Origin of the sequence: Mesorhizobium temperatum, assembly GCF_002284575.1 — a bacterium.
Taxonomy (GTDB): Bacteria; Pseudomonadota; Alphaproteobacteria; order Rhizobiales; family Rhizobiaceae; genus Mesorhizobium; species Mesorhizobium temperatum.
The window spans coordinates 199,362-224,153 of the sequence record NZ_NPKJ01000048.1 but is presented as its reverse complement, the minus strand read 5'-3'; the positions used below and the strand labels follow the sequence as shown (position 1 = coordinate 224,153).

General features: G+C 63.0%; 21 protein-coding genes, 1 tRNA gene and 1 other RNA gene. 9 read left to right on the top strand and 14 right to left on the bottom strand.

The genetic code is table 11. The features are described 5' to 3' along the window. Positions 1-360 precede the first annotated feature (360 nt). Entirely contained in the window at positions 361-1,590 is a 1,230-nt protein-coding gene (locus tag CIT26_RS17055) for a TadE/TadG family type IV pilus assembly protein (protein ID WP_206072776.1), read from the top strand. 258 nt (positions 1,591-1,848) lie between these two features. Here the strand turns inward: CIT26_RS17055 and CIT26_RS17050 are convergent, their stop codons facing one another. Both CIT26_RS17050 and CIT26_RS17045 read right to left on the bottom strand, forming a co-directional pair. Next, positions 1,849-2,052, bottom strand: coding sequence for a hypothetical protein (locus CIT26_RS17050; RefSeq protein ID WP_095493648.1), 204 nt, complete (start codon positions 2,050-2,052; stop codon positions 1,849-1,851). Positions 2,053-2,197: 145 nt separating this feature from the next. After that, positions 2,198-2,273, bottom strand: a tRNA-Thr gene (locus tag CIT26_RS17045). 338 nt (positions 2,274-2,611) lie between these two features. On the opposite strand from CIT26_RS17045, the gene CIT26_RS17040 reads away from it, so the two are divergent. Then, positions 2,612-3,835, top strand: a complete 1,224-nt coding sequence (locus tag CIT26_RS17040) for a hypothetical protein (RefSeq protein WP_095493647.1) — start codon at positions 2,612-2,614, stop codon at positions 3,833-3,835. Positions 3,836-3,919: 84 nt separating this feature from the next. Here CIT26_RS17040 and CIT26_RS17035 read toward each other — a convergent pair whose 3' ends face one another. Both CIT26_RS17035 and CIT26_RS17025 read right to left on the bottom strand, forming a co-directional pair. Continuing rightward, complete coding sequence (locus CIT26_RS17035) at positions 3,920-5,521, bottom strand: cisplatin damage response ATP-dependent DNA ligase (protein WP_095493723.1); 1,602 nt, start codon at positions 5,519-5,521, stop codon at positions 3,920-3,922. Between the two features lie 226 nt (positions 5,522-5,747). Further along, positions 5,748-6,758 carry a ligase-associated DNA damage response exonuclease gene (locus CIT26_RS17025; RefSeq protein ID WP_095493646.1) on the bottom strand — a complete coding sequence of 337 codons (1,011 nt, stop codon included), beginning with the start codon at positions 6,756-6,758 and terminating at the stop codon, positions 5,748-5,750. Between the two features lie 216 nt (positions 6,759-6,974). Here CIT26_RS17025 and CIT26_RS17020 point away from each other — a divergent pair, with 216 nt between their 5' ends. After that, positions 6,975-7,307, top strand: coding sequence for a hypothetical protein (locus CIT26_RS17020; RefSeq protein ID WP_095493645.1), 333 nt, complete (start codon positions 6,975-6,977; stop codon positions 7,305-7,307). Here CIT26_RS17020 and CIT26_RS17015 read toward each other — a convergent pair. The 7 genes from CIT26_RS17015 to CIT26_RS16980 all read right to left on the bottom strand — a co-directional run bounded on the left by CIT26_RS17015 (position 7,304) and on the right by CIT26_RS16980 (position 16,982). Then, complete coding sequence (locus tag CIT26_RS17015) at positions 7,304-8,245, bottom strand: 2-hydroxyacid dehydrogenase (protein ID WP_095493644.1); 942 nt, start codon at positions 8,243-8,245, stop codon at positions 7,304-7,306. The genes CIT26_RS17020 and CIT26_RS17015 overlap by 4 nt on opposite strands. Positions 8,246-8,277: 32 nt before the next feature. After that, complete coding sequence (locus tag CIT26_RS17010) at positions 8,278-9,909, bottom strand: ABC transporter ATP-binding protein (RefSeq protein ID WP_095493643.1); 1,632 nt, start codon at positions 9,907-9,909, stop codon at positions 8,278-8,280. After that, a complete protein-coding gene (locus CIT26_RS17005; protein ID WP_095493642.1) occupies positions 9,906-11,045 on the bottom strand; it encodes an ABC transporter permease in 1,140 nt (379 codons plus the stop codon). The genes CIT26_RS17010 and CIT26_RS17005 overlap by 4 nt, the downstream gene beginning before the upstream one ends. Continuing rightward, positions 11,045-12,139, bottom strand: coding sequence for a microcin C ABC transporter permease YejB (locus CIT26_RS17000; RefSeq protein WP_095493641.1), 1,095 nt, complete (start codon positions 12,137-12,139; stop codon positions 11,045-11,047). Before CIT26_RS17000 ends, CIT26_RS17005 begins: the two co-directional genes overlap by 1 nt. 252 nt (positions 12,140-12,391) lie before the next feature. Continuing rightward, entirely contained in the window at positions 12,392-14,278 is a 1,887-nt protein-coding gene (locus CIT26_RS16990; RefSeq protein ID WP_095493639.1) for an extracellular solute-binding protein, read from the bottom strand. Then, positions 14,278-16,155 (bottom strand): extracellular solute-binding protein, encoded by a 1,878-nt coding sequence (locus tag CIT26_RS16985; protein ID WP_095493638.1) that lies wholly within the window; start codon positions 16,153-16,155, stop codon positions 14,278-14,280. The genes CIT26_RS16990 and CIT26_RS16985 overlap by 1 nt, the downstream gene beginning before the upstream one ends. Positions 16,156-16,313: 158 nt before the next feature. Continuing rightward, the gene (locus CIT26_RS16980; RefSeq protein WP_095493637.1) at positions 16,314-16,982 is read right to left on the bottom strand and encodes a c-type cytochrome; all 669 of its coding nucleotides are present in this window, start codon (positions 16,980-16,982) and stop codon (positions 16,314-16,316) included. Between the two features lie 190 nt (positions 16,983-17,172). On the opposite strand from CIT26_RS16980, the gene CIT26_RS16975 reads away from it, so the two are divergent. From CIT26_RS16975 to CIT26_RS16960, 4 genes are all read left to right on the top strand, one after another. Then, entirely contained in the window at positions 17,173-17,901 is a 729-nt protein-coding gene (locus tag CIT26_RS16975; protein WP_095493722.1) for a 3-deoxy-manno-octulosonate cytidylyltransferase, read from the top strand. A gap of 28 nt (positions 17,902-17,929) precedes the next feature. Further along, positions 17,930-18,793: a prephenate dehydratase gene (locus tag CIT26_RS16970; RefSeq protein ID WP_095493636.1), complete on the top strand. Its 864-nt coding sequence runs from the start codon at positions 17,930-17,932 to the stop codon at positions 18,791-18,793. 346 nt (positions 18,794-19,139) lie between these two features. Further along, positions 19,140-19,940, top strand: coding sequence for an alpha/beta hydrolase (locus tag CIT26_RS16965; protein ID WP_095493635.1), 801 nt, complete (start codon positions 19,140-19,142; stop codon positions 19,938-19,940). A gap of 178 nt (positions 19,941-20,118) precedes the next feature. Further along, positions 20,119-20,772 carry a glutathione S-transferase family protein gene (locus tag CIT26_RS16960; RefSeq protein WP_095493634.1) on the top strand — a complete coding sequence of 218 codons (654 nt, stop codon included), beginning with the start codon at positions 20,119-20,121 and terminating at the stop codon, positions 20,770-20,772. Positions 20,773-20,787: 15 nt separating this feature from the next. Here the strand turns inward: CIT26_RS16960 and CIT26_RS16955 are convergent, their stop codons facing one another. From CIT26_RS16955 to CIT26_RS16945, 3 genes are read right to left on the bottom strand one after another with little or no spacing between them, the layout of a single operon-like run. Beyond that, on the bottom strand, positions 20,788-21,081 hold the full coding sequence (locus CIT26_RS16955) for a Dabb family protein (protein WP_095493633.1): 294 nt from the start codon (positions 21,079-21,081) through the stop codon (positions 20,788-20,790). 18 nt (positions 21,082-21,099) lie between these two features. After that, entirely contained in the window at positions 21,100-22,041 is a 942-nt protein-coding gene (nudC, locus tag CIT26_RS16950; RefSeq protein ID WP_095493632.1) for an NAD(+) diphosphatase, read from the bottom strand. Between the two features lie 34 nt (positions 22,042-22,075). Next, positions 22,076-22,495, bottom strand: coding sequence for an HIT domain-containing protein (locus tag CIT26_RS16945; RefSeq protein WP_095493631.1), 420 nt, complete (start codon positions 22,493-22,495; stop codon positions 22,076-22,078). Positions 22,496-22,745: 250 nt separating this feature from the next. On the opposite strand from CIT26_RS16945, the gene ffs reads away from it, so the two are divergent. Both ffs and CIT26_RS16935 read left to right on the top strand, forming a co-directional pair. Continuing rightward, positions 22,746-22,842, top strand: an RNA gene (ffs, locus tag CIT26_RS16940) — signal recognition particle sRNA small type. 105 nt (positions 22,843-22,947) lie between these two features. Continuing rightward, positions 22,948-24,780, top strand: coding sequence for a DNA polymerase III subunit gamma/tau (locus tag CIT26_RS16935; RefSeq protein ID WP_095493630.1), 1,833 nt, complete (start codon positions 22,948-22,950; stop codon positions 24,778-24,780). Positions 24,781-24,792 lie beyond the last annotated feature (12 nt).

Here is a 24,792-nt window from a genome sequence, read left to right as displayed (position 1 = left end):
GTAAAAAATTGTAGAAAGCCTGGCTAGATCGGTTCTGGAGAACGGATCTGGCGTGTTGTTCAGCGCCAGAACTTGCCCTTCTAAACTGGAATAGGTCACGAGTGGTGCTGGCGATCACCCATTTCGAATGTTTGTTTTTCAATAGACTTAGCGACGGGTTCGGCGCTGTGCACAGTCGAGCGATACCTGCATCCGCTCGCTGAGAGCGCTCTGCATTCGCGGCCACGGAACGGCGGCATCCTCCATCCGGACAGCGGTTTGACCGTTCGGCAGCTTTTCTGTGAGGACGAATTCCGTCCTACTTAAGAGTTTAGTGATCAATGAAACAACTTCTTTGCCGCAGGGATGCATTTTGCCGGCATGATGCACCAAATTCTGCTTGTGAAACGGTTCTTTCGAGACAGCCGCGGTAACTTTGCGACCGGTCTCGTTGTCATGCTGCTTCCTATGATTGCAGCAGTCGGCGCCGCGGTGGATCTCGCGAACATGAACCGCGAGCGGAGCAGGCTTCAATCGGCTCTGGATGCAGCAAGCATGGAGATCGCCGTTAAGGTCAACTCGGGCCTGAGCGACGGTGAGCTACAGGCGCTTGGCGACAAGCTACTCAAAGCCAACTTGGCATCGGTCGATGCAAGCGCGGATAACATACCCTCGCTCGTCTATCACGGTCTGGCGACTGAAAACGACGGAAGCCAGAGCCTCAGGACTGAATCCAGCCTCAACTACACCTATCTCATTCCGCGCTCAATCGGTGGCGATGGACCGTCATCGACCAACATTCTCGTCCGGTCCCGCATAACGTCCAACAATGGTGATACTGCGTGCGTCTATGCCCTCAACCGGGCCGCGCCGCGCGCCTTCGAGGCGGCCGGGAGCACCACAGTCATCATGGATGGCTGCGTTATCGCTTCCAATTCGTCGGCTCCGGATTCCATCTATGTTGGCGGCGACGCGTCCCTTGAGGCGGACTGCATTCAATCATCTGGCGGAATAGTGGCGACCAGCGGACTGATCACCGATTGTGAGCAAAATCGCGTCAATGCGTGGCGACTGCCTGACCCATGGGGTAACCTGGTGGAACCGGTACCACCAATCTTGTATCCTAATCCGAAAGCTGGCGACTTGACAGTCAGTCCAGGGCGGTATCGAAATCTCGATCTGAGCGGCGACAAAACCCTGGAGCCGGGCCTCTATTATGTCGAAGGTTCTCTTTCCGTCAAAGGCACAGTGACCGGCGCCGGCGTGACCATCTTCATGGCTGATGGCGGCATAACAGTGAACGGCAACGGCTCGTTGTCATTGAGCGCGCCGCAGACAGGCGACTATGCCGGCATGCTGATGATGTCGGCACGAGCGAACACATCGTCCCACCTGTTCAATGGGAATGGCGCCACTGATCTGAACGGCGTCCTGTACTTCCCCTATGGCGACCTGACCTACAATGGTAACAACGGAACTAGCAGCAGCTGCCTGCGCATCGTTGCCGACACGATCAAGATGAGCGGCAATTCGAACATCAAGTCCGACTGCAGTGCGGAACTGGGGGGACGCGAAGCTAGAGTGGCAGGCCCGTTCTACTTTTCGATGTAAGGCAGTTGCGAACGTTCGAGACCTCCCATTGGCCGCCCACACCGTTCTGACCCACGGTTGTTGAGCGCAATGGTCAAGCCTCTGAGGCTAATCACTCCTGATGCTGAAGAGCTGCCACCGAGGACAGGATGGATAACGCGCACTGATCAGCCTCCCGAGTTTACCAGCTCCCGCCGCAGTTCGCGCTGATATCGATCGCGCGGTGGGCGCCGCATCGCCTTCGGGGGCGTCCACGTCGACGAATATCGCCGGCGTTACCTAGATCAGCTCGCCAGGCTCGATCCAGGCGAAGCCGTTTGCCGGATCGAGGACCTGGCACGAGGCCGGTCGGCGGCGCTCCATTGCTGGGAGCGGCCGCGAGACGCCAATTTCGGTCACCGCGGCTACGTCAGCGCGTGGCTGCACGATGAGGTCGGTCTCGAGATCTACGAGTTCGGCCGGGAAGGCTGCGGCCACCAGCATCCGAAGCTGCCGGAAGCGCACCGATCGGGGTCGTCGCAAGCCAGGCTGATCTGACTTTCAGCCGTTTGTGTCCCGAAATGTGTCCTGATCCGAATTTTGAGGCTTTGCCCGGGCCTGCTTTGGGCCCGCAACCCCTTGGAAAGCTTGGTGCCGCTTAGGTGACTCGAACACCTGACCCCATCATTACGAATGATGTGCTCTACCAACTGAGCTAAAGCGGCCCGGGAAGCCGGGGCCTCCAAGATGCGCTGGGTGATAGACGCAACCCGCCACAAATTCAAGATGGGACTTGGCATTTCGTGTCGGCTCATTCCGGGCCTATAAGCGACCGCCGCACCGATCGGCCATGCGGCTGTGCGAAAACCACTCCGGCAGGTTGCGCGACGTCGCGTTGGCGCTGCATCGGGAAATCGGTGAAAAATGTTGATTCCTTTACCGAAAACCGCCGAAATCGGCGTTGGCCGCGCCGGCAAGGCAGAATGCGGCCACTGGCCCGTTGATTGATTGATCGCCTGCGGCTAACGATCATGACAATGTGATACGTGCAGAGGGATCCAGCTTGGACGCGATCGAAAAAGCGATCCGGAATGCCTTCGAGAAAGGCAATGCCGAAGACCGCGCGTTTCGCGAGCGGGTCTATCGATCGGCCTTCGCCGCGCTTGACCGTGCCTTGCAGGCCAACCCGGGCGTGACGGTGGAAGTCGCGATCAAGCGCCGCAAGGCGGTGCAGGCCAAGATCACCGAAATCGAATCCGAATTCCTGCCGGCGGTTGCTGACATCGGCCCACCGACCGATGACGCCGCAGCATCGGCGGTGGAGCAGCCGGCTGATAGTGCAGCAGAAGTTGAAGCCGAAGCCGATGCCGACGCCGAACCCGACGCCGAACCCGACGCCGATGCCGAAGCCGACGCCGAACCCGCGCCGCCGCCTGACGTCGTTGTCGACGGTCCGGTGAAGCCCCCTGCTGCCGACGCGCCCCCTGCATCCGACGCGCCGCGCTCGCGCGTCTTGCCGGTCGTTCCCGATATCATGCCGGAAGCGGCTTTTCCCGATGCGCCGGAGATCGACCTGTCGTCTCCATCGACCGGAGACGACGCAGAGGTGATGCCCGACCGCGACGACAGGCGGGTGAGAGGCCCCCGCCTGCCTCTCACCGCGATCTTCCTCGGCGTGACGCTGCTCGCAGCTGTCGGTATCGGCCTCTATTTCGCTGCGCAGACCGGCGTCTTCAAGTCGGCGGCCGAACTCGACACGGCCCCGCCGCAAACGGTACCGACGGTGGAAGACGATGATTTCACGCCGCCAAGCGACACCGCCTCGCCGCTGGACTCCGGCGATGTGGAGCGCGACTGGATCAATGTGTTTTCACCGAGCGACCCGGCGCTTGTCAGTGCACCTTCGGATGCCAAGGCCGAAGCCATGCAGGACGACAGCGGTTCCTTCCTGCGCATCCGGTCGGGCGCCTCCGGTTCGGCGATCAGCTTCGACGTCGGGCAAGGCGTGCTGGAAAAACTCGCCGGCAAGCACGCCACGTTCGACATCATCGCCCGCTCCGAGGAGGGCAAGGACACGCAGATCTCTGTCGACTGCAACTTCGGCGAACTCGGCGACTGCGGCCGCAAGCGCTACGCGGTCGGCCACGAGCGCAACGAATATCTGTTCGACGTGCGCTTTCCCGACAAGCGTCCGGGTGCTGCCGGCACCATCGCCATCAATTCCGATTTTGACAAACAGGGCAAGTCGGTCGACATCTACGAGATCCGCGTCTCGATTGTTCCGTAGAGCATCGGACTCAAAAGCATGCCCACGGGCTTAACCCTAGGGTGGAAACCGGTTTTGGGAAAATCCGAAGCTCAAAACAAAAGTCTAACTGTCGAGCAGCGCCTGCAGCGTCTCGATGCGGTCGGCTTCGGCCGCCGGCTTGTCCCAGCGCAGCCGTGAAATGCGCGGAAAGCGCATGGCGACGCCGGATTTGTGCCGTGTCGAGCGGTTGAGCCCTTCGAACGCCACCTCCAGCACGAGGCCTTGCCTGCGGTCGGCTCGTACCGAGCGGACCGGGCCAAAGCGCTCGATCGTGTTGTCGCGGACATATTTGTCGATCTGCCTCAGTTCTTCGTCGGTGAAGCCGAAATAGGCTTTCCCCACCGGCACCAGTTCCTCCGATCCTTCCGGGCCGGACCAGACGCCGAACGTGTAGTCGGAATAGAAACTCGAACGCTTGCCGTGGCCGCGCTGGGCATACATCAGCACGGCGTCGACCGTGTGCGGATCGCGCTTCCATTTGAACCATGGGCCTTTCGGCCGGCCGGTGAGATAGGGCGAATCCCAGCGCTTCAGCATCACGCCTTCGATGACCGGGTGCAGCGGCTTGCGGCGCAATTCCTCCAGCGCCTGCCAGTCGGTGAATTCGACCAGGGGCGACAGATCGAAGCGGCTCGGATCGAGCGTCTGCACGAAGGCTTCGAGCCGGCCGCGCCGCTCGCGGAAAGCGCGCGCGCGCAAGTCCTCGTCGCCGATCTGAAGCACGTCGTAGCAGCGCATGAAGGCCGGGTATTGCTGCTGGATCTTCGGTGTCACGCTCTTGCGATTCAGCCGCTGCTGCAGGTCCGAGAACGTGCCGGTCGCCTGCAAGGGATCGCCGACCAGAAGCTCACCGTCGAGGGTGGCGGAAAAATTCATCGCCTCTGCGAGGTCCGGAAAAGCCCCGGAGACGTCGTCGCCGGTGCGCGAATAGAGCCGGCGAATGCCGCCTTCCGATACGGCCTGGACGCGGATGCCGTCCCATTTCCACTCGGCGGCATACTCGGCCGGGTCGAGCTTTTCGAGGTCGCCGTCACCGATCGGGTTCGATAGCATCACCGGCCGGAACAGCGCCAGCGCTGTCTTTTTCGGTTTTTCTGTCTTGCCTTCCAGCCAGGCGAAGAGCTCAGCATAGGGCGGCGTCAGCCCATGCCAGAGTTCTTCGATCTCGGCCACGTCGACCTTGCCGAGATCGGCCAGCGCCTGCTTGGCCAGCCGCGCCGAGACGCCGATGCGCAGGCCGCCGGTGACCAGCTTTATGATGGCGAAGCGCGCTGAGATGCTGGCGCTGTCGAGCAGTCTGGCCAGCACCTTCGGCCCGTCGGAACGGCTCGCCGCCTGCAGCTTTGCGACGACATCGGCGAGCGTCGGTTCATGGTTGGCGATATCCCCAGGCGATTGCGGCCAGACCAGCGACACCGTCTCCGCCAGGTCGCCGACATAGTCGTAGGAATAGCCGAACAGCACCGGGTCCATGCGTTCCATGACCAGCATGCGCAGCATCGCCGGCTTGACCGCCGCGATGGTCAGGTCGCCGGTAATGGCGGCCAGCGCCAGGCCGCGATCCGGATCCTCGACGCTGCGGAAATAATCGGTCAGCAACGTCAGCTTGCCGTTGCGCGAAGGCGTCAGCACGAGGCGATCGAGGAGCTCGGCGAAGCGGTTCATGACGGTGAGAACCATGGGCGAGCGTCGCGTTCTGTCGCGCCCCCCTCTGTCCTGCCGGACATCTCCCCCACTTGGGGGGAGATTGGATGCCGTCGCCGGTTTCGCGAACCATCAACGTTGCAGAACGAGCGGCGAGATCGAAGCTGCCGATCTCCCCCCAAGTGGGGGAGATGTCCGGCAGGCCAGAGGGGGGCGCCGTAGAGCGCTACATCGGCCGTGAGCGCCATCAATCGCCCTCATCTTCGTAGCCGACGAGATGCAGCGGCCGGGCAGTGATGCCTTCGAGTTCGCACCAGCGCACCAGGGCCTCCTCGCGACCATGCGTCACCCAGATTTCCTCGGCGCCGGTCTCCCTGATCGTGGCGGTCAGTTCGTCCCAGTCGGCATGGTCGGAAATGATCAGCGGCAGCTCGACGCCGCCCTGCTTGGCGCGCTGGCGAATGCGCATCCAGCCGGACGCAAAGCACGAGATCGGATCGGGAAAGCGTCGTGCCCAGCGGTCGGCGAAGGCCTGTGGCGGGCCGACGACGATGGCGCCGGAGAAATCATCCTTGCCACCGCTTTCGACGGTCGCCGGCTCCAGCGTCCCGAGGTCGATGCCCTGGCCCTGGTAATAGTCGCTGAGCTTGGCCAGCGCGCCATGGATGTAGATCGGCTTGTCGTAGCCGGCATCGCGCAGCAACCGCATGACGCGCTGCGCCTTGCCGAGCGCATAGGCGCCGACCAGATGCGCGCGCTCGGGAAACTGCGCCGTCGATTTCAGCAGGCGGGTAATCTCTTCGGTATCGGGCGGATGGCGGAACACCGGCAGGCCGAAGGTCGCCTCGGTGATGAACACGTCGCACTTGACCGGTTCGAACGGCTCGCAAGTCGCGTCCCTCTGGCGCTTGTAGTCGCCGGAAGCGACGATGCATGAGCCCTGATGCACGACCTTGATCTGTGCCGAGCCGAGCACATGGCCGGCCGGATGGAAGGTTACGGCGACGCCGTTCAGCGCAATCGTCTCGCCAAGTGCTGCCGCTTGCGTGGTCCCGGCAAAGCCCTCACCGTAGCGCAGCCCCATGATGTCCAGCGTCTGTTGCGTGGCCAATACCGAACGGTGGCCGGAACGGGCATGGTCGGAATGGCCGTGCGTGATCAGCGCCCGGTTGACCGGCCGCACCGGATCGATGAAGAAATCGCCGGGTGGGCAATAGAGGCCCTCGGGCCGGGGGTGAAGCAGGTCGCTGGCGCGCATGGCTCCAAGATAGTTGCTAATTCCGGCGCGGGAAGCCTGTTGCAAGTGACTGCTGACTCGGCATACAGGCAAGTGCCGGCGGGATCTCCATCACGAAACCGCATCAGGCCTCGTCCGGCGACGCTTTTCGTTCGTCTGCGCCACACCTGGCGGCGGCTGCGAAAAAGTCCGATTCGCATGCCCGAAAGGGCAGAACACCAACACGGAGGACCTTGCATGCGCTGGAACTTGGTGGTCTTGGCACCTTGCCTGGCAATGGCCGGTTGCGTCGGCACCTCGATTGCCGAGCGACAGGACGCCAACGTCCAGTCCTCGCTGCAATATGATAGCGTGCCTTGCGATCAATTGCTGGCGCAACGCAACGCTTTGGCGCAGCGATTTCGCCTTCCGCAGGATGCCAAGCCGTCCTTCGCCGATCCGGGGGTAGGCCTCGGCCCGTTCACGCCGGACGTCCGCTCCAAGGCCCAGCGCGACCTCGAACAGGCAAGCGGCCGGATCGATGCCATGAACCGGTCGATCGCCCGCCGCGAATGTGGCAAGCCGGGTTAATATCCCGCGTTGCGATCCACGACATTCTCGAGCTTCTCGCCGCGCTCGAAGGCGGCCATCTGGCGCAGCATGATCGGCACCAGATGGACGGGATCGGAGGTCGCCGCCGCATGCGGCGTCACGAATACTTTCGGGTGGCTCCACAGCCGGCTGGTCTTCGGCAGCGGCTCGACCTCGAACACGTCGAGGCTCGCTTCCTTGAGCGTGCCGTCCTCCAATGCACGCAGAATGTCGGCGTCTTTCTGCAACTTGCCGCGCCCGGCATTGATCAGCACGGAGCCGCCGAGGCCGTTGCGTTTCCTCAGCTCCTTCAGCACGCCGTAATTGATGATGCCTTGGGTCTGCGGCGTGAGCGGCAAAAGCACCACCAGAATGTCGGTGGCGTTGAGGAATGGGATCAACCCTGCCTCGCCGGCATAGGTCGAAACGCCTTCCATCGGCCGCTCGCTGCGCGACCAGCCATTGACCGCAAAGTCGAGCGACAAAAGCACCGACGCCGCTGCGCGGCCAAGCGTGCCGAGCCCCATGATGCCGACGGAGATGTCGCCGGCCGGCCGCTGCGGCGGCTCGTGCCAGATCTTCTTTTGCTGCTGCGACCGGTAGAGCATGCCCTGGCGATGGTGATCGAGCACCCGCCAGACGACATATTCGGTCATGTATTGGGTCAGGTTGTCGGCCACGACCTTCACGATCGGAACGTCGGGCAAAGTGGGATCGGCGAAGATGTGGTCGACGCCGGCGCCGATCGAAAAGACAGCGCGCAGATTTGGCAGCGACGACAGAAGGTTCGGCCGCTGCTTCCAAACCACCGCATAGGTGATCGATGGATCGCTGGCGCCGTCCGGCTCGAGCACCACCTCGCGTTCGGCCGACAAGAGTTCGCGCCAACGGCGGGGATGGATACCGGTGAGGGCAAGCAGGACACGGCCTTTTTCCATTGCGGATTCTTTTTTCCTCTATGCGGTACAGCCTACTCGCTGACGATGCCGACCGGCGCCGTCTCGATCCTGAACGCGGCCGAGATCAGCGCCTTGGTATAGTCGGTCTGCGGCCGTTCGAAAATCTGTTCGGATGGGCCGGCTTCGACGATCCTGCCATTGCGCATGACGATGACGTCGTTGGCAAGCGCGCGGATGACCTTCAGATCGTGGCTGATGAACAGATAGGCGAGGTCGTGCTTCGCCTGCAGGCTGCGCAGAAGGTCGACCACCTGCGCCTGCACGCTCATGTCGAGCGCCGAGGTCGGCTCGTCCAGCATGACGAAGCGCGGGTTGAGCACCATGGCGCGGGCGATGGCGATGCGCTGGCGCTGGCCGCCGGAAAACTCGTGCGGATAGCGATTGCGCGTGGCGGGATCGAGCCCGACTTCCTCGAGCACATCGACGATGCGCTTGTCGCGTTCATCGGGCGACAGTTTCGGCTCGTGGATCTTCAATCCTTCCTCGATGATCTCGGAGACCGACATGCGCGGGCTCAAGGACCCGAACGGATCCTGGAAGACGATCTGCAGCTCGCGCCGCAGCGGCCGCATGGCATTGAATGACAGTTCGTTGATATCGCGCCCGTTGAACTGAATGGTCCCGGTCGACGAGATCATCCTGGCCAGCGCCAGGCCGAGCGTCGTCTTGCCAGAGCCGGATTCGCCGACGACGCCGAGCGTCTGGCCGGCGCGCACGGTGACGTCGATGCCGTCGACCGCCTTCACATTGTCGACGGTGCGCCGGAAGAAGCCTTTCTTGATCGGAAACCAGACTTTTATGTCCTGGCCGGTCATGACCGGCTTGGCGGCAGCGTTGGCGGCGGGCGGCTTGCCTTTCGGTTCAGCGGCAAGCAGATGCCGCGTATAGCTGTGCTGCGGGTTGGCGAAGATATCTTTCGTCGGCCCGGTCTCGACGATCTTGCCCTTGGTCATCACGCAGACCCGGTCGGCGATCTTTCTGACGATGCCGAGATCGTGGGTGATGAACAGCATCGACATGCCCTTGCGGCTCTTCAGCTCCGCAAGCAGTTCGAGGATTTGCGCCTGCACAGTGACGTCGAGTGCCGTCGTCGGCTCGTCGGCGATCAGCAGTTCCGGCTCGTTGGCCAGCGCCATGGCGATCATGACGCGCTGGCGCTGGCCGCCGGAAAGCTGGTGCGGATAGGCGTCGAGCCGTTTCTCCGGCTCGCGGATGCCGACCTCGTTGAGCAGCTCCAGGGTGCGCGCCTTGGCCTGGCGGTCACCCAGCCCCTGGTGCAGCGTCAGCACCTCGACGATCTGCTGCTCGATCGTGTGCAGCGGATTGAGCGAGGTCATCGGCTCCTGGAAGATCATGGTGATCTTGTTGCCGCGCACGCGGCGCAATGCCTTCTCGTCGGTGGCGAGCAGGTCGGCGCCCTGGAACAGGATCTTTCCCGACGGATGGCTGGCGGCCGGATAGGGCAGCAGCTTCAGCACCGACAGCGCCGTGACCGACTTGCCGGAGCCGGATTCGCCGACCAGCGCCACCGTCTCGCCCTTGGCGATGTCGAAGGAGATGTGGTCGACGGCCATCGACTGGCGGCCTTCCTGCGCGAAGGCGACGCTGAGATCGCGCACGGAGAGGAGAGGGGCTTCGCTCATCTGAACGTCTTGCGCGGATCGAAGGCGTCGCGGGTCGCCTCGCCGACGAAGACCAGCAGCGACAGCATCAGCGAGATGACGACGAAGCCGGAGATGCCCAGCCATGGCGCGTTGAGGTTGCGCTGCGCCTGCTTCAGGAGCTCGCCCAGTGAGGCCGAGCCGGGCGGCAGGCCAAAGCCAAGGTAGTCGAGCGAGGTCAGCGTCGAGATCGAGCCGCTGAGCAGGAAGGGCAGGAAGGTCAGCGTCGCCACCATGGCGTTGGGCAACAGGTGCCGGAACATGATGGTGCCGTTGGGCACGCCGAGCGCGCGGGCGGCGTTGACATATTCGAAGTTGCGGGCGCGCAGGAACTCGGCCCGCACCACGCCGACCAGCGCCACCCAGGAGAACAGCAGCATCAGCCCGAGCAGGATGAAGAAGCCGGGCGGCAGGATGGCGGCGACGATCAGCAAGAGGTAGAGCACCGGGATCGCCGACCAGATTTCTATGAAACGCTGGAACAGAAGGTCGGTCCAGCCGCCGAAATAACCCTGCAATGCGCCGGCCGTCACGCCGATCAGCGCCGAGCCGGCGGTGAGGATCAGGCCGAACAGCACCGAGACCCTGAATCCGTAGATGACGCGCGCCAGCACATCGCGTGCCTGGTCGTCGGTGCCCAGCCAGTTCCAGTTGCCGACGACGCAATTGGGGTCGGCGGCGCCTTGCGGATACTGGTTGCAACGTGTCTTGACGTCATAGAGCCAGGACGGCTTGGTGGGCGCCGCCTCGGGGATGGCGTTGTTGACGGTCCGGTAGGAATAGCGGACCGGCGGCCAGATCATCCAGCCATGGGCATTGATCTCGTCCTGGATGACCGGGTCGCGATAATCGGTGACCGCATAAAACCCGCCAAACTTCTCCTCGGGATAAGCGACCACAACCGGAAACAGGATCTCGCCCTTGTAGGAAACGAGGACCGGCTTGTCGTTGGCGATCCATTCCGAAAACAGCGACAGCACGAAAAGCACGAGGAAGATCCACAACGACCAATAGCCGCGCCGGTTGGCCCTGAAGTTCTGCAGGCGCCGCTGGTTGAGCGGCGACAGCCAGGGCCGGGCGATCCGGTCCGGCGCCGTTTCGACTGCGGCCCCGGCCATCAGACGTCTCTCCGCTCGAAGTCGATGCGCGGGTCGACCCAGGTATAGATCAGGTCGGACAAGAGCCCGACAATCAGGCCCAGCAGCGAGAAGATGTAGAGATTGGCGAAGACCACCGGGTAGTCGCGCTCGACCACCGACCTGAAGCCGAGCAGGCCGAGGCCGTCGAGCGAAAAGATGTTCTCGATCAGCAGCGAGCCGGTGAAGAAGGCCGAGATGAAGGCGCCCGGAAAGCCGGCGACGACGATCAGCATGGCGTTGCGGAAGACGTGCCCGTAGAGAACCTGCCGTTCCGACAGGCCCTTGGCGCGCGCGGTCACCACGTACTGCTTGCGGATTTCCTCGAGGAACGAATTCTTGGTCAGCAGCGTCGTGGTGGCGAAGGCCGACAGCACCAGCGCCGTCAGCGGCAACGCCATATGCCAGAAATAGTCGACGATCCGCGCCGGCCAGGACAGCTGGTCCCAATTGTCGGAGGTGATGCCGCGCAGCGGGAACCAGTCGTAGAAGGATCCGCCGGCAAACAGCACCATCAGCAGGATGCCGAACAGGAAGCCCGGAATGGCGTAGCCGACGATGACGACGCCGCTGGTCCATACGTCGAATGCCGAGCCGTCCTTGACTGCCTTGCGGATGCCGAGCGGAATCGAGATCAGGTAGGACAGCAGCGTGATCCACAGCCCGATCGAGATCGACACCGGCATCTTCTCCAGGATCAGCTCGATCACCGAAATGTCACGGAAATAGCTGTCGCCGAAATCGAACCGGATATAATTCCACAGCATCATGCCGAAGCGCTCGAGCGGTGGCTTGTCGAAGCCGAACTGCTTTTCCAGCTTGGCGATGAATTCGGGGTCGAGCCCTTGCGCGCCGCGATATTTCGAACCGACGTCGCCGGCCACGTCGACATTGGTGGCGCCGGCGTCACCACCGCCGCCGCCAAGCCGATCGCTGCCGCCCTGGTTGGTCAGCCTGGCGATCACCTGTTCGACCGGCCCGCCCGGCGCGAACTGGATGACGGCGAACGACACCGCCATGATGCCGAACAGGGTCGGGATCATCAGCAGGATGCGGCGCAGGATATAGGCGCCCATCAGACGTTGTCCTCCTTGAGGAGGAGCACCGCTTCAGACCAATTGTCGACGCCAGCGCCGCCCCTCATTGTCCTGCCGGACATTTCTCCCCGTATAGTGACGGGGAGAAAGGGGCCGGCGGTAGTCTCGGCGCTTTTACTACAACGCTTGTGATTGGCAAAACCATCGATGAAAGCGCCCCTCTCCCCGTCACTATACGGGGAGAGGATGCCGGCAGGCAGGTGAGGGGCGGCGCCGACGCCTGCAAGAAATTCACCCTTTGCCAATCTTTGCCGCCTTGTCCTTGTCGAACCACCACAGCGCCTCGACCGGAAAGCCGAAATCGGGCTTCTGCTCGGGAAAGCCGAACATGTCCCAATATGCGACTCGGTGATTCGCGAGATAATATGTTGGAATCCAGTCTAGCCGCGCGCGCAAGACCCGATCGAGCGCTTTGAGCGCCGTGACCAGTTCGATCCGGCTCTGCGCTTTGCCGGCTGCCTCGATCAGCGCGTCGATGGCTTTGCTTTCCGTACCAGGATAGTTGCGCATCCCCGGCGTTTTCGCCATCCGGGAATCATAGAGGATCTCCAGGCCGTCGGCCGTCGGCGTCGCCCCGATCGACCATGCGAGCATGTTGAGATCAAAGTCGAAATTGCTCTGCCGCTGTTCGTATTGCGTCGAATCGACCTGCCGGATCGAAGCGTCGATCCCGATCGCCTTCATGTTCTCGGACCACGGGGCGAAAAGGCGAACGATGCCATCGTCCTCGGCCAGCATTTCCACCCGCAGTCGCTCGCCCTTTTCATTGACGACGAAATCGCCGGCTCGCTTCCAGCCGGCTTCGGCAAGCAGTCTCGAAGCCTCGCGCAGCAGCTTACGGTCGTGGCCCGAACCGTCGGAGACAGGCTGCATCACCGGTTCGCCGAAGGTTTCTGGCGGCAACTCGGCTCGGAACGGCTCCAGCAGGGCCAATTCCGCAGGCGAGGGCAGGCCCTCGGCCTTGTAATCCGACCGCTCGAAGTTCGATTGCGAGCGCTCGTAGGAGCCGTAAAACAGGGCCCGCCTGGTCCATTCGAAATCGAAGCAACCGGCGATCGCCCGTCTCACGCGCATGTCGCGAAATTGCGGACGACGCTGGTTCAGCGCGACAGCCTGCATGGATGGCGTTTTCTCGCCGGGAAATTCGCGTTTGATGACCCGGCCGTCCTTTAGCGCCGGAAAGTCGTAACCGGTCGCCCATACCCGCGAGGTAAATTCCTCGCGAAAATGCGTGTCCCCTTTTTTCAAGGCTTCAAACGCTGCCTGGCGATTGATGTAAAAGTCGATACGGATGCGGTCGAAATTGTAGAGGCCGCGGTTCACGGCCAGATCGCGGCCCCAATAGTCGGCGACGCGTTCATATTCGACGGTCTGTCCGGCCGCCACGCGCACTATTTTGTACGGTCCGGAACTGAGCGGCGGTTTCATCGTCGAGGCGTCGAATTCGTTGACCGTATAAAAGGCCTTGGACACGATCGGCATTGCGACGACCGCAAGGATATTCTGCGCGGACTGTTTGCCGTTGAAGGTGAGGTTGACGGTAACCGGATCGACTGCGACCGCTTCGGTCATATGCCGCAACGCCTGGGAAAGGTTCGGATGGCCCCTGTCCTTGTAAAGCTTCAATGCGAAGGCGACGTCCTCGGCCGTCAGTGGCGAACCGTCGTGGAAGCGCGCTTGCGGTCGCAGGCTGAAGCGGAAGCCATTGCGATCCGGCGACAAGGTAACGGACTCGGCAAGCCGGCCATAGACCGCATCCGGCTCATCGAGTGCACTTGCCATCAGCGAATCGAAACAGAGTTCGGTGCGCGGCGGCGCATCCCCCTTCAACACCAGGGAATTCAACGTGTTGAACGTCAGGAAGCTCTGATTGAAGGTGGAATTCGGCGGTGCGAAATTCATCTGGCCGCCCTTGGGGGCGTCCGGATTGACATAGTCGAAATGCGTGAAACCTAGGGAATATTTGAGGTCGCCGAAGGCCGACAGGCCGTGCAGCTTGACGCCGGTCGGGATGGCGGCGAAGGCCCGGCCGGGCAGGATTGCTGCCGCCGTGGCCGCGGCGCCCAGGGCCAGAAAGTCGCGGCGGGCCAGAAAGTCGCGGCGGGGCAGCGCCGCCATCAATTGCCACTCTTGTATTTTGCCGCCAGCGCCTTTTCCTTGTCCTTGTCGATCCACCAGGAATTCGTGTCCACGCCGGAATAGGCAGGCTGCTTCTCTGGAATGCCGAACTTGTTCCAGTAGGCCAGCCAGACCACCGGTCTGTGCCATTGCGGCACGACATAGTAGCTCCACAACAGCACCCGGTCGAGCGCATGGGTGGCGGCAACCAGATCGTCGCGGTCGGTGGCGAAGATGACGCGGTCGACCAGCGCGTCGACGACCGGGTCCTTGATGCCCATCAGATTGCGGGAGCCAGGTGCATCGGCGGCTTTTGAACTCCAGAAATCGCGCTGCTCGTTGCCGGGGGAATCCGACTGTCCGAACATCCCCGTCACCACGTCGAAGTCGAAGCTGCGGGTGCGGTTCACATACTGGCTGGGGTCGACGATGCGAAGCGCGGCATCGATACCGATCTTGCGCAAATTGTCGACATAGGGATTGGCGATCACCTCGTCGCTCGGGTCCCGTCCAAGGATTTCCAGTTTGAACTGTTGGCCGGTCTCGGCGTTGACCATCTTGCCGCCCTTGATGACCCAGCCGGCCTGAGCGAAGAGGTCTACCGCAGTCTTCAGGTATTTGCGCTCGGCCTGCGGGGAATCGTAGACTGGGAGCTTGAATTCCTTTGTGAACAGCTCTGGCGGCAGCTTGTCTCGATACTGCTCAAGGATTTCCAGCTCCTTGCCTTGCGGCAGGCCGCTCGATGCCAGTTCCGTGCCTTGGAAATAGCTGCTCGTACGGGTGTTGAGACCGAAGAACAGCGTACGGTTCATGCTTTCGAAATCGAGCACGTTGGTCAGCGCCTCGCGTATGCGTCGATCCTGAAACTGCGGGCGCCGCAGATTAAGCACGAAACCCTGCATCGGCTCGGGCGATTCGGTCTTGAACTCCTTTTTGATGACGTCGCCTGCCTTGATCGCGGGGAAGTCATAGGCCGTCGACCAGCGCCTGGAACTGTTTTCCGCGTTGATGTCCTCTAGCCCACCCTTGGTGAACGCCTGCCAAGCCGCGTTCTCGTCGAGGATATAGGTGAAACGCTGGGTGTCGAAATTCTCGCGGCCGATCTTCACCGGCAGCTTGGCGGCCCAGTAGTCGGGCACGCGCTGCCAGACGATTTCCGAACCCGGTTTGAAGCTGGCGATCTTGTAGGCGGCGGACCCGAGCGGCGGCTCCTGCGTTGGCCTGGTGACGTCGCGCTTCTTGCCGTTGGCGCCGGTGCCTTCCCACCAGTGCTTGGGCAAAACGACGAGATCGCCGAGGATCTTCGGCAGTTCGCGATTGCCCTTCTGGTCGAAATGGAATTCGACTTCGCGGTCCGAGATCGCGACCGCATCGGTGACGTTCTCGAAATAGCGGCTGTACATCGGACTGTTGGCCTTCAGCACCTGGAACGACCAGATCACGTCGTCGGTGGTGATCGGCTTGCCGTCATGCCATTTCGCCCGCGGGTCGAGACGGTATGTCACCGAGGAATAGTCGTCCGGATGTTTGTAGGCGTCGGCGATCAGCGGATGGCTGGTGCTGCCCTCGTCGGTCGCCTGCTCCATCAGCGTGTCGTAGAGCAGGCCGCCACCGAACGGGACAAAGCCGGCGGCGAAGGAACCCTGGACGATATAGGGATTGAAGCTGTCGAAAGTGCCGGGCGCCACCGAATTCAGCGTGCCGCCCTTCGGCGCGTTCGGATTGACGTAGTCGTAGTGCTGGAAGGTGTCGCCATATTTGGATTCGCCGATCAGCGACGAGGTGGTGCGCCATTCGTCCGCGAACGCTGCCTGCAGGCCGCCGGCGAAAGCCGCCACAACCAGCACCGATCTGAGAAACGTTCGGCCAACCGTCATGCCTTCTCCTCTTTGCGATAGCTGTCAGCCGACAATCTAGATCATTTGACGCCTATGAAAACCGCGACAGGCCGGCTTTGTCGCCGCACATGCGCTTTTCCCATTAAAAAAGCCGGGCTGAACCCGGCTTTTTCAAGGATGTTTCGATTACAATTGCGTTATTGCGCCGGAGCTGGTGCTGGAGCAGCAGGGGCCGGCGCAGGTGCCGCCGGCGCTGCACCCTCTGCGGGCTTGGCCGGTGCCTCACCCTCGGCGGGCGCAGCCGCTGAAGCGCCAGGTGTCGGCAGCGGCTTCGGACTGTCCGACAGCGTGCGCAGATAGGCGATGACGTTGGCGCGGTCCTCGTCCTTCGGCAGGCCGGCGAAGCTCATCGCCGTGCCCTTCACGAGCTTCTTCGGCGAGGTGAGGAAGTGATTGATGTTGTCGTAGGTCCACTTCTCGGTGCCGCCCTTGGAAAAATCCTTCATGCCGGCCGAATAGGCGAAGCCCGCATGCTCGGCGACGGGACGGTCGATGAGGTCCCACAGATCCGGGCCGACCTTGTTCGGCCCGCCCTTCTCGCCGGTGTGGCAGGCCTGGCACTTCTTGAACACGGCGGCACCCGCCTCGACATTGGCGTTGGCCAGGAGGTCGGCGATCGGCTTGGCTTCCGCCTCCGGGGCTGCCGGGCCGCCCTCGGCGGGCTCCTCGGTCGCCTCGATGGCGAAGCCGGGTTTTTCCGGTGCGGGGGAGGCGAACAGCGCGTCGGACACGATGCCGACCGAGAAGACGACGAACACGGTGCCGAGCAGCCCGCCGATCAGCTTGTTGATTTCCAAAGAGTCCATACGCCCCAGGCTCCCTTTTCCGGCGGACCGATCCGTCCACTCCGTCCGTCGGTAATCGTGAACCACCCCGCGAGGCGGTCAAATCGGGCGGAAACTAGGTCTTTTGCTCTGGCGTTGCAACACCTATAAGGGCGCTTCCAGTGAGACCTTTTGCCACTTTTCCCGTCCCTCTTTTCGAATGCTTCACCCGATGTCCACGCTCATCCTCATCCCGGCCCGTATGGGCTCGACCCGCCTGCCGGGCAAGCCGCTGGCCGACATCGCCGGCGTCCCGATGATCGTCCATGTCGCCCGCCGCGCCGCCGAGGCCGGGCTCGGCCGGGTGGTGGTCGCCACCGATACTGAAAGCGTGGCGGAAGCGGCGCGCGCGCACGGCTTCGAGGCGGTGATGACGCGGATGGACCACGAATCGGGCTCGGACCGCATCTTCGAGGCGCTGGCCACGCTGGATCCCGGGCGCAAGGTCGAAACGATCGTCAATGTGCAAGGCGACCTGCCGACCATCGATCCCGACATCATCAATGCTGCGCTGAAGCCTTTCGAGGATGCGGCGGTCGACATCGCCACGCTCGGCATCGAGATCGTCCGCGACGAGGAAAAGACCAATCCGAATGTCGTCAAGATCGTCGGCTCGCCACTGTCGCAGACACGGCTGCGGGCGCTCTATTTCACCCGCGCCACGGCACCCTGGGGCGAGGGGCCGCTCTACCATCACATCGGCCTCTATGCCTATCGCCGCTCAGCGCTCGAGCGCTTCGTCGCGCTGAAGCCGTCGCCGCTGGAACGGCGCGAGAAGCTCGAGCAGTTGCGGGCGCTCGAGGCCGGCATGCGCATCGATGCCGAGATCGTAAAGTCGGCGCCGTTCGGCGTCGACACGCCGGACGATCTCGAACGCGCCAGAACCATCCTTTCAACCTGAGACATCTGGTCAATCTGAGACATTTGGCATGCCTGAAAAAACCAACAGAATAGCCTTCCAGGGCGAGCCGGGCGCCAATTCCGACACCGCCTGCCGCAACATGTTCCCTGACATGGAGCCGTTGCCGTGCCCGACCTTCGAGGATGCCTTCAATGCGGTCGAGACCGGCAAGGCCGACCTCGCCATGATCCCGATCGAGAACACGATTGCCGGGCGCGTCGCCGACATCCATCATCTCCTGCCGGAATCGAAGCTTCACATCGTCGGCGAATATTTCCTGCCGATCCATTTCCAGCTGATGGTTCTTCCCGGCGTCAGGCGCGACGAGATCAGGACCGTGCACAGCCACATCCATGCGCTCGGCCAGTGCCGCAAATACATCCGCAAGAACGGCTGGAAGCCGGTGGTCGCCGGCGACACGGCGGGCGCCGCCAAGCTAGTCGCCGAGCTGAAGGACCGCACTATGGCTGCGTTGGCGCCGGCGCTGGCCTCGACGCTCTACGGGCTCGACATCATCGAGGAGAATGTCGAGGACACCGACAGCAACGTCACCCGCTTCGTCGTGCTGACCAGGAACAGGCAGTGGGCAGAACGCCCTTCCGCCGACGCCAGGATGATGACGACGTTCATCTTCCGCGTCCGCAACGTGCCGGCCGCGCTCTACAAGGCGATGGGCGGCTTTGCCACCAACGGCATCAACATGACCAAGCTGGAGAGCTACCAGCTCGGCGCATTCACGGCGACCCTGTTCTACGCAGATATCGAGGGTCATCCCGACGATCCGCTGGTAAAACTGGCGCTCGACGAGCTTGCCTTCTTCTCGCGCGAAATGCGAATTCTGGGCGTCTATCCGGCCAGCGAATCGCGCGAGCAATGGAAGGTGGCGGATTAGGATCTGTTGAGATCCATGCTGCCGGAGTTTGCGCCGCCCTTGTTTTGTTGCTTGCGCTGCCCCTCATCGCCCTGCCGGCGCCCGTTTCTGCGGTGCTGGGAGATTGGCGAAATCCTTTGCGAAGGCGTCCTTCTCCCCGTCACTATACGGGGAGAAGTGCCCGGCAGGGCGATGAGGGGCAGCGCCGAGATCGACAATCGGCGTCGTACCGGAACCGCGCTTTTAGCCCCACCCAGCGGCCCGTAGTCGATATCGAGAAGCGCCTCGACCTCCGGGATGGAGCGGTCGCCGCAGCGCCCTGATCTAGCGCCTTGCCAGGGGACGAGCGTCGGGCGACATTCCTGCGATGTGGCTCCTGAAACTGACGCTCGCAGTCGCTGGATTGTATGCGGTCGTTGTCGCCATCGTGTATGTGCTTCAGTCCTGGCTGATCTTTCCGGCCGGCCTTGCGGCGTTCGGACCCGATCTGCCGGCCGGGGCACGTCATGTCGAGCTGGCGACGGACGATGGCGAGCGCGTCGTTCTGGTACGCCTGCCGGCAGGACAGGCGGCCGAGCCACGCCCGCTCCTGCTGGGATTCGCCGGCAATGCCTGGAACGCCGACGCACTTGCCCTGTTGCTGCACCAGCTATTCCCCGAACACGAGGTCGCTGCGCTGCACTACCGCGGCTATGCGCCGAGCAGCGGAAGCCCGTCGGCCGCCGCCCTGTTCGAGGACGCCCGACGCGCCCATGACCACCTGGCCACCGATGCCAAAGCCGGCATCGTCGCCATCGGCCTTAGCGTCGGCGCTGCGGTCGCGGTCGATCTGGCGACGGCCCGGCCCCTGCGTGGCATCGTCATGGTTACGCCCTTCGATTCGCTGAAAGAACTCGCCGCTCACCACTATGCCTGGCTGCCGGTGCGCCTCTTGCTGCGGCACCGCATGGAGACGGCAGAAACGCTGCGCGACCTCGATGTGCCTACGGCCGTCATCGTCGCCGAAAACGACACTATCGTTCCTGCGGCACGTTCGGCAGCTCTGCGCGAGGCTGCCCGTGATCTGCGCAGCCACATCGCCATAGCGGCTGGCCACAACGACCTCTATGGCCATCCCGACTTCGCCGGAGCGATACGCGCCTCCGTTGCGGCGGTCACGCGCGATTGACGAGCAGTAGTTCAGGCAGACGTCAGGCCTCGATTTTATCATCCAGATGTCGGAATTCCGGCTCGACATTCGTCCTTTGGTTGCCACAATCAAAGAAGGGAGACGACGAGATGAGGAAACTGATCTCAATCGACGACGTCACGCACGATGGCGTCATGCAATCATCCGGAGCCTTCCAATGATCCCCACCATCACCGCCTTTGAGCAGTCGCCCGATCGCGGCAGGGGACTGGCGCGCGACATGCGTGTTCGCTGGGCGCTTGAAGAAGTGGGCCAGCCTTACCAGGTTCGTCTTGTTTCGTTCAAAGCGATGAAGGAACCCGCGCATCTCGCGCTTCATCCTTTCGGGCAGATTCCGACCTATGAGGAAGGCGATCTTGCGCTGTTCGAGTCGGGGGCGATCGTGTTCCATATCGCCGAGCGCCATGCGGGCCTGTTGCCAGACGATGCGAATGCCAGGGCGCGCGCAATCTCATGGATGTTTGCAGCGCTAAACACCGTGGAGCCGCCGATCCTTGAGCGCCAAACCGCCGTGCTCCTGGAGCGCGACGAGACCTGGCACGAACAGCGCCTGCCTATGGTCGAGGATCGCATCCGTGACCGGCTGGGCGAGCTTTCCGGTCGCCTTGGCGATGCCGACTGGCTCGATGGTGCGTTCAGCGCCGGGGACCTGATGATGGTGCACGTGCTGCTAAGGTTGAGCGGGTCGGGTATACTGGACGAATATCCGAACCTCTCCGCCTATGTCGCCCGCGGCGAAGCCCGGCCGGCCTACAAGCGTGCTTTCGCCGCTCAACTGGCGGTTTTCACAGGCAAGTCACCGACCGGCTGAGTGATTGGACTCTGCCTAGCTCAGCGGCGCGTAGTCGATCTCCAAAAACGCCTCGACCTCCGGGATCCAGCGGTCGCGGACGAAGGCGACGTGGTCGGGATGGTCGTTGTAGCCGGAATAGGCGGCCTGGTCGGCGAACTCCATCGAGAAGCCGAAGCGAAAATCGTTCCTCGGGCTGACCTGCCGCAACTGCTCGAACTTTTCGACGCCCGGTATCGCCGCCAATATTTTGGCGTCGGCGAGAAATTTTGCCTCCTCGGCCGAGCTCTCCTTGTGCTTCAGCCTGAACACCACTGTGTGACGGATCATTTTTTCCCCTTGTGAGGCTTATGCGCTGTCGGCCCAGGCGCGGATGAGGTTGTAGGCGATCGCCCCCTTCGGCGGCGTTACCAGGCCGTCCGGATGCTCGCGGGCCAGCATCGACATCACCTCGTCGCGAACGAACCAGCGGCAGTCTTCCAACTCGTTGAGGTCGGCCTGGATGTCGTCGTTGAGCGGCTCGCCGAAGCAGCCGATCATCAGTGAATAGGGAAACGGCCAGGGCTGGCTGGCGTGATAGACGACGCGGCCAAGCCTGATGCCGGCTTCCTCCAGCGTTTCACGGCGCACCGCCGCCTCGATCGTCTCGCCGGGTTCGATGAAGCCGGCAAGTGCCGAATACATGCCCGGCGCGAAATGCCGGCCGCGGCCAAGCAGGCATTTTTCACGCGTTGCGGTCAGCATGATCGCCACCGGGTCGGTGCGCGGAAAATGCTCGGTGGCGCAAGCCGGGCAAAGCCGCTTATAGCCGCCGGCCCGCATCTCGGCTTCAGCGCCGCATTTGCTGCAGAAGCGGTGGCTGGCATGCCAGGCGAGCAATGCAGCGCCTTGCGCCATCGCGCCGGCCGCCGCCTCGTCGATCAGCCCCTGCATATAGACCGAGCGATAGTCGATGGCCTTGACCGTTTCGGGCAGTTGTTCGGGATCGAGCCCGGCCGGCACCGCGAGCACCGGAACGCTGTCGGAAAAACCGAGCAGGACGCCATCGTCGAGCGACGCCCGCAGTGGCTGGCTTTCTTCGGCGCCGAACCAGGGGTCGAAGCCGCCATCCCTGAGCTTGAGGTAGAGCCGCCCGCCATGCATCAGCAAAAGCCTGACCGAGGGATCGGCGAGCGCCTTTTCGACGGAATCGTCGGCGCGGTTTTCCGATTGCCGGTCGATCACATTGCCGGCGAAGCCGACGAATTGGCTCGGCTCGCGCAAGGGCGCGTCAAACAGGCGGAAGCTCATGGAGACTCAACTTCAGGATGGACACGGGACAGGCTTATAGCGCCGCCTTTATCTGTTGCGCAAACCGGCGAAGGTCCGAGCGCTGGTAGGGTTCGCGCATGCCGTGCCCCCACACCGGGCCCGGCCAGCCGGGATCGCCTTCCGAGCGCGCGACGACATGGACATGCAACTGGCGGACGATGTTGCCAAGTGCGCCGCTGTTGATCTTGGTGCAGCCGGTCACCGTCTTCAGCGCCTGCGCCACCATGTTTGTCTCGAAGGTCAGCATCGCCTGGTCGAGCGGCGTCAAATCGTGGATTTCCTCCGCGCCCGGCCGCTGCGGCACCAGAAGCAGCCACGGCCAGCGGCGGTCGTTCATCACCCGCAATTCGCACAGGCCGAGCCACATCAACTGCTCGCTGTCCGCCTCCAGACGAGCATCCAGCGTGAATCCGGCCTCGAGGCCCGGCGACATCGGCGTTTCCTTCACTTTTGTCGTGTTTTTTAGACTTTTGAACGCTAGAGCGGCTGCCGGTGGCCCGCAAGAGGCGGCAAGCGAATCGTTGCTTTGTGACGGCAGTTATGCTAATAGTTTCGGCATGGTGCTGATTTGCGCCAATGACCCGCCCCCGAGGCGGGTTTTTTGTTTCAGCTTTCGACGCCACTCCCGGCTGATTGATCCTGCGCCCTTGCATTTCATCGCCGAATTGCCGATATGGAAAGCGGGAGGTTGGTGGTGGACGGTCCACTCGCCAACCGGGTCAGGTCCGGAAGGAAGCAGCCCTAACGAGCCCGGAACGGGTCATTGTTCCAGCCTCCCACCTCTTCGCCTTTCTCCCGCGACATTGACGGCGCCAAGCCCTGCGGGCGAAACTATGCGCAGGAATCGGCCGCCTGCAGGCGCGGCCCTTGGAGCTTTACGGGCGAATGAGCGAAGCCGGAAATTCGGGAACGGAAAAGGCCGCCGCCTATCGCGTTCTGGCGCGCAAATACCGACCTGCGAATTTCTCCGAACTGATCGGCCAGGAGCCGATGGTCCGCACGCTCACCAACGCCTTCGCCACCGGCCGCATCGCCCAGGCCTGGATGCTGACCGGCGTGCGTGGTGTCGGCAAGACGACGACGGCGCGCATCCTGGCGCGGGCGCTCAACTACAAGACCGCCACCGTCGACCAGCCTTCGGTCGATCTTGCCGTGCTGGGCGAGCACTGCCAGGCGATCATGGAAGGCCGCCATGTCGACGTCATCGAGATGGACGCCGCCTCGCATACTGGCATCGACGATATCAGGGATATCATCGAGCGCGTGCGCTACGCACCGGTATCGGCGCGCTACAAGGTCTACATCATCGATGAAGTGCACATGCTCTCGACCCAGGCCTTCAACGGCCTGCTGAAGACGCTGGAGGAGCCGCCGCCGCACGTCAAATTCATCTTCGCCACCACCGAAATCCGCAAAGTTCCGATCACCGTTTTGTCGCGCTGCCAGCGCTTCGACCTCAGGCGTATCGATGCCGGCACGCTGGTCGCGCATCTCTCCTCGATCGCCGACAAGGAAGGCATTGCCGTCGACGACGACGCGCTGGCGATGATCGCCCGCGCGGCCGAAGGCTCGGCGCGCGATTCGCTGTCCATCCTCGACCAGGCGATCGCCCATGGCAGCGGCGCGGTCAGCGCCGAAGCGGTGCGCGCCATGCTCGGGCTGGCCGACCGCGCCCGCATCGTCGACCTGTTCGAATATGTGATGAAGGGCGACGTGGCGGCCGCACTGGCCGAATTCCGCAACCAATACGACACCGGCGCCGATCCGGCCGCGGTGCTGACCGACCTTGCCGAGTTCAACCACCTCGTCACCCGGCTGCGCTTCGTACCGACGGCCCTCGAGGATGCCTCGCTGTCCGAGGACGAGCGCCGGCGCGGCGCGGATTTCGCCAAGGCGCTGTCGGTCAGAGTGCTGTCGCGGACCTGGCAGATGCTGTTGAAAGGCATTCCCGAGGTGCAGTCCTCCAACCGGCCGGTCAGTGCCGCCGAAATGGTGCTGATCCGGCTGGCGCATGCCGCCGACCTGCCGACACTGGACGAGGCGCTGAAATCGCTGGAGGGCGGAGCGTCGGTGCCGGGTGAAGCGCCACGCTTGAATGGTGCGCCGGCAAGCTCTGGACCGGCAAGTCCCGGCCCAGCAAGTCCCAGCAACGGCGGCGCCAGCGCCGTGGCGCAGACGCGGATGCAAACGGCCAATGGCGGCGCGCAGACGATGCGGCTGGTCGAACCCGAGCCGATGCCTGCGGCTTTCGTTCCGGCGCCGGAGCCGGTCGCGGATGCGCCGGTGCCGGTGCCGGTGAAGTCGCTGGCTGACATCGTCGCCCTTGCCGACGCCCAGCGCGACATGGCCTTCAAGGTGCTGGTGAAGCGCTGCGTGCGCCTGGTGCGCATCGAGCCGGGCCGTATCGACGTCAGCCTGACCGATGACGCGCCGAAGATGCTGCTCAACGATCTGACCGCCAAATTGCGCGCCTGGACCGGCCGCAGCTGGCTGGTGTCGCTGTCGAAGGAAGAGGGCGGCCAGACGCTGGCCGAGATGGAATCGACCAAACGCGAAAACGCGCTCCTCGATGCCAAGAGCGATCCGACCGTCGCCGCCATCCTGGCGCGTTTTCCCGGCGCCAAGATCATCGACGTGCGCATTCCCGACGCACCGGAAGCCGATGCGGTGGAGGCCGAGGTTCCGATCGAGCCGGCCACAGACGAAGACGAAACCTGATATCAATCGTAG